The following is a 3,722-nucleotide window of genomic DNA, read 5'->3' on the forward strand; positions in this document are numbered from 1 at the left end:
CCCGGACTTCTCCGGCAACCCCGAGCACATCGCCGCGATCTGCGACTCCGCCCCGGAGGTGTTCGCGCACAACGTCGAAACCGTGCCCCGGATCTTCAAACGCATCCGCCCCGCGTTCCGCTACGAACGCTCCCTGGACGTCATCACCCAGGGCCGCAACCACGGGATGGTCACCAAGTCCAACCTGATCCTGGGCATGGGCGAAACCCGCGAAGAAATCTCCGACGCCCTCAAGGACCTGCACGAGGCCGGCTGCGACCTGGTCACCCTCACCCAGTACCTGCGCCCCTCCGAGCGGCACCTGCCCGTGGACCGCTGGGTCAAGCCCCAGGAATTCGTGGACCTCGCCGACGAAGCCGAGGAGATCGGCTTCCTCGGCGTCATGTCCGGGCCCCTGGTCCGCTCCTCCTACCGGGCCGGCCGGCTCTGGGCCACCGCCATGCGCAAAAAAGGCCGCGACATCCCCGCCCACCTGGCCCACATCGCCGACGGCATCCAGGACTCCGGCACCACCCGCCAGGAAGCCCGCACCCTCCTCAGCCAGGGTTCGTAACATCCACCAAGCCACCGGGACCGGACGCCTTTCAACAGGCGTCCGGTCCTTTGTCATCACGTAGAATTAAGGCACTATGGCGAAATCCCCTGATTCCAGCAAATCGACCCCCTCGGCAGCCGACGCTCCGAAGCGCGGGCTGTTCTCCCGCAAGCCCAAGGAAGCCAAGGCAAAGAAGCCGAGCCAGCTCAAGCAGATCGGCGAAGTCTTCAAGATGACCCGCCGGAGCGACCCGCAGGTCGTCTGGCTGATGGTGCTTGCCTTCCTGGGCGTCGTCGCCGTCAGCCTGCTCATCGGATTCCTTCTCCAGAACCCGATCACCGGCCTGATCATCGGCATTCCGCTGGGCCTGCTGGCCGCCGTCTTCATCCTGTCCCGCCGCGCCGAACGGGCGGCGTTCGCGCAGATCGAGAACCAGCCTGGCGCCTCCGGTGCCGCCCTCGGCACCCTTCGCCGCGGCTGGATCACCGAAGAGCAGCCTGTCGCCGTCAACCCGCGCACGCAGGACGCCGTGTTCCGCGCGATCGGCCGTCCCGGCGTCGTCCTCGTCAGCGAAGGTCCCTCGCACCGGGCCAAGCCGCTGCTGGATGCCGAACGCAAGAAGCTCGCCCGCATCCTGCCGAACGTCACCATCCACGTGATCGAAAGCGGCCGCGGTGAAGGCCAGGTTCCCCTGAGCAAGATCGCCAAGACCATGAACAAGCTCAAGAACGAGCTCACCAAGGTCGAGGTCAACGCCGTGAGCAAGCGCATCTCGTCGCTGGGCAGCAACCGCCTGCCGATCCCCAAGGGCATCGACCCGTACAAGGCACGTCCCCAGCGCGGACGCTGATTTCCTGAACTGCGAAAGGACCGCCTCCCGGCAGGGGAGGCGGTCCTTTTTGTATGCGGGGTTGCATGTCGAGGCGGCTGCGGCCACCCGGCTGCGGCTACATCCTGATAAGGATCGTGTTCATCGCCTTGTCGTGGAGGCCGCGCTGGTCCGGGTCGAAAACGACGGCGGGAATCACCAGGCAAAGCAGCAGCGTACGCACCAGGGCGGCAAGCGGCCCGGCGGGCCCGCCGCCCAGCTTCACCACGTGGATGCCGGCAATCCGGTGCCCCACGCTGTAGCCGAGGGTGCCGATCAGCAGGATCTGTTCGATGGCGAACACGGCCAGCGTGGCCCACTGGTTGCCGCCGAAGGCGAAGTTGCTGATCACCAGCGCCAGGACCCAGTCGATGCAGATGCCGAGGATGCGCCGGCCGGCGCGGGCCATGGAGCCCGGGCCGGACTCGGGCAAGCCCAGCCGCTCCCCCGGGTACTTTGAAATGCCGGACGTGTCCGGGCCGGTGAGCCATGAGCCGAGATCTTTACGGGAAACCACCTACCAAGTTTAACGGCATCACCGCTACCGCGCCGCGCCGCGTTGCGGTCAACATGGACCCCGGACGGTCGGGCAAGTAGCGTTTACACAGGAGGCGGTTCTGTAACCTGCCCGAAACAAAGCTGATACTCCCGGGAAACCCCACATCCCTAAGGTTGTATAAGTTGCTAGCCACCGCACCGGGGGCACTTTTTTGTGTCCCGCCGGCTTCGGTTTTCGCTGGATCATGACGGCAAATGCCCGTTACCTGTTATGCGTTAGGAGCATAGATGTTCAAGACTGCGGAAGAAGTTCTCCAGTTCATCAAGGAAGAAGACGTCAAGTTCGTCGATATCCGCTTCACCGACCTGCCCGGCGTGCAGCAGCACTTCAACGTGCCGGCCAAGAGCGTTGACCTGGACTTCTTCGTGCACGGCCAGCTGTTCGATGGCTCCTCCATCCGCGGTTTCCAGGGCATCGCCGAATCGGACATGCAGCTGATCCCGGACGTGACCTCCGCCTTCATCGACACCTTCCGCATCGAGAAGACCCTGGCACTGAACTTCTCCATCGTGAACCCGCGCACCGGTGACCCCTACCACCGCGACCCGCGCGGCGTGGCCGAGAAGGCCGAAGCCTACCTCGCATCGACCGGCATCGCCGACACCGCGTTCTTCGCTCCCGAGGCCGAATTCTTCGTCTTCGACAACATCCAGTACCAGTCCTCCCCGCAGGGCAGCTTCTACAAGATCGACTCCGAGGAAGCCCACTGGAACACCGGCCGCGAAGAAGAGGGCGGAAACCTCGGCTACAAGACCCCGGTCAAGGGCGGCTACTTCCCCGTCTCCCCCACCGACAAGCAGGCCGACCTGCGCGACGCCATGTGCGTTGAGCTGGACAAGGCCGGCCTTGAGGTCGAGCGCTCCCACCACGAAGTCGGTTCCGCCGGCCAGGCCGAAATCAACTACAAGTTCACCACGCTGACCGCGGCTGCCGATGACCTGCAGAAGTTCAAGTACGTCATCAAGAACACCGCCGACGCCTGGGGCAAGTCCGTCACCTTCATGCCGAAGCCGGTGTTCGGTGACAACGGCTCGGGCATGCACTGCCACCAGTCCCTGTGGAACGGCGGCGAGCCGCTGTTCTACGACGAGAAGGGTTACGCCGGCCTCTCGGACACCGCGCGCTGGTACATCGGCGGCCTGCTGAAGCACGCTTCCGCCGTCCTCGCCTTCACCAACCCGACGGTCAACTCCTACCGCCGCCTGGTCAAGGGCTTCGAAGCTCCGGTCAACATGGTCTACTCGCAGGGCAACCGCTCCGCCGGTATCCGCATCCCGATCACGGGCTCCAACCCGAAGGCCAAGCGCATCGAGTTCCGCGCTCCGGACCCCTCCTCCAACCCGTACCTGGCCTTCGCTGCCCAGCTGATGGCCGGCATCGACGGCATCCGCAACCGCATCGAGCCCCCGGCACCGATCGACAAGGACCTCTACGAGCTCCCCGCCGAAGAGGCCAAGGACATCCCGAAGGCTCCGGGCTCCCTCGAGGAAGCACTGGAAGCACTGCGTGAGGACAACGAGTTCCTGCAGGCCGGTGGCGTCTTCACCCAGGACCTGATCGACACCTGGATCGAGTACAAGTACGAGAACGAGATCAAGCCGCTGGCCCTGCGCCCGAACCCCTTCGAGTTCGAGCTCTACTACGGCGTCTAGTCTGACCCTGCCGGAGCCTGAGGGCTTCCCGCAACGACAAAGGCCGGCCGCAGCATCACGCTGCGGCCGGCCTTTTCGTGTGCCGGGACTTACTTTGCCGGGACTACT

The 3,722-nt window shown here is 64.8% G+C and carries 4 protein-coding genes; 3 read left to right on the plus strand and 1 reads right to left on the minus strand.

Going from position 1 to position 3,722, the window contains the following annotated elements:
• Both D3654_RS00005 and D3654_RS00010 read left to right on the plus strand, forming a co-directional pair.
• The coding region (locus tag D3654_RS00005; protein WP_120519508.1) for a lipoyl synthase at positions 1 to 553 on the plus strand (553 nt) is incomplete at its 5' end.
• A gap of 76 nt (positions 554 to 629) precedes the next feature.
• Entirely contained in the window at positions 630 to 1,385 is a 756-nt protein-coding gene (locus D3654_RS00010; protein ID WP_120519509.1) for a DUF4191 domain-containing protein, read from the plus strand.
• A 97-nt stretch (positions 1,386 to 1,482) separates the two neighbouring features.
• Here D3654_RS00010 and D3654_RS00015 read toward each other — a convergent pair whose 3' ends face one another.
• Entirely contained in the window at positions 1,483 to 1,920 is a 438-nt protein-coding gene (locus tag D3654_RS00015) for an RDD family protein (RefSeq protein WP_120519510.1), read from the minus strand.
• 269 nt (positions 1,921 to 2,189) lie between these two features.
• Here D3654_RS00015 and glnA point away from each other — a divergent pair, with 269 nt between their 5' ends.
• The gene (gene glnA / locus D3654_RS00020) at positions 2,190 to 3,614 is read left to right on the plus strand and encodes a type I glutamate--ammonia ligase (protein WP_120519511.1); all 1,425 of its coding nucleotides are present in this window, start codon (positions 2,190 to 2,192) and stop codon (positions 3,612 to 3,614) included.
• Positions 3,615 to 3,722: the final 108 nt, after the last annotated feature.

Origin of the sequence: Arthrobacter celericrescens (genome assembly GCF_003614925.1) — a bacterium.
Classification (GTDB): Bacteria; Actinomycetota; Actinomycetes; order Actinomycetales; family Micrococcaceae; genus Arthrobacter; species Arthrobacter celericrescens.

Excerpts from the sequence above, each read along its gene's own strand:
- D3654_RS00010 (WP_120519509.1), top strand. The coding sequence starts at position 630 with ATGGCGAAATCCCCTGATTCCAGCAAATCGACCCCCTCGGCAGCCGAC.
- glnA (WP_120519511.1), top strand. The coding sequence starts at position 2,190 with ATGTTCAAGACTGCGGAAGAAGTTCTCCAGTTCATCAAGGAAGAAGAC.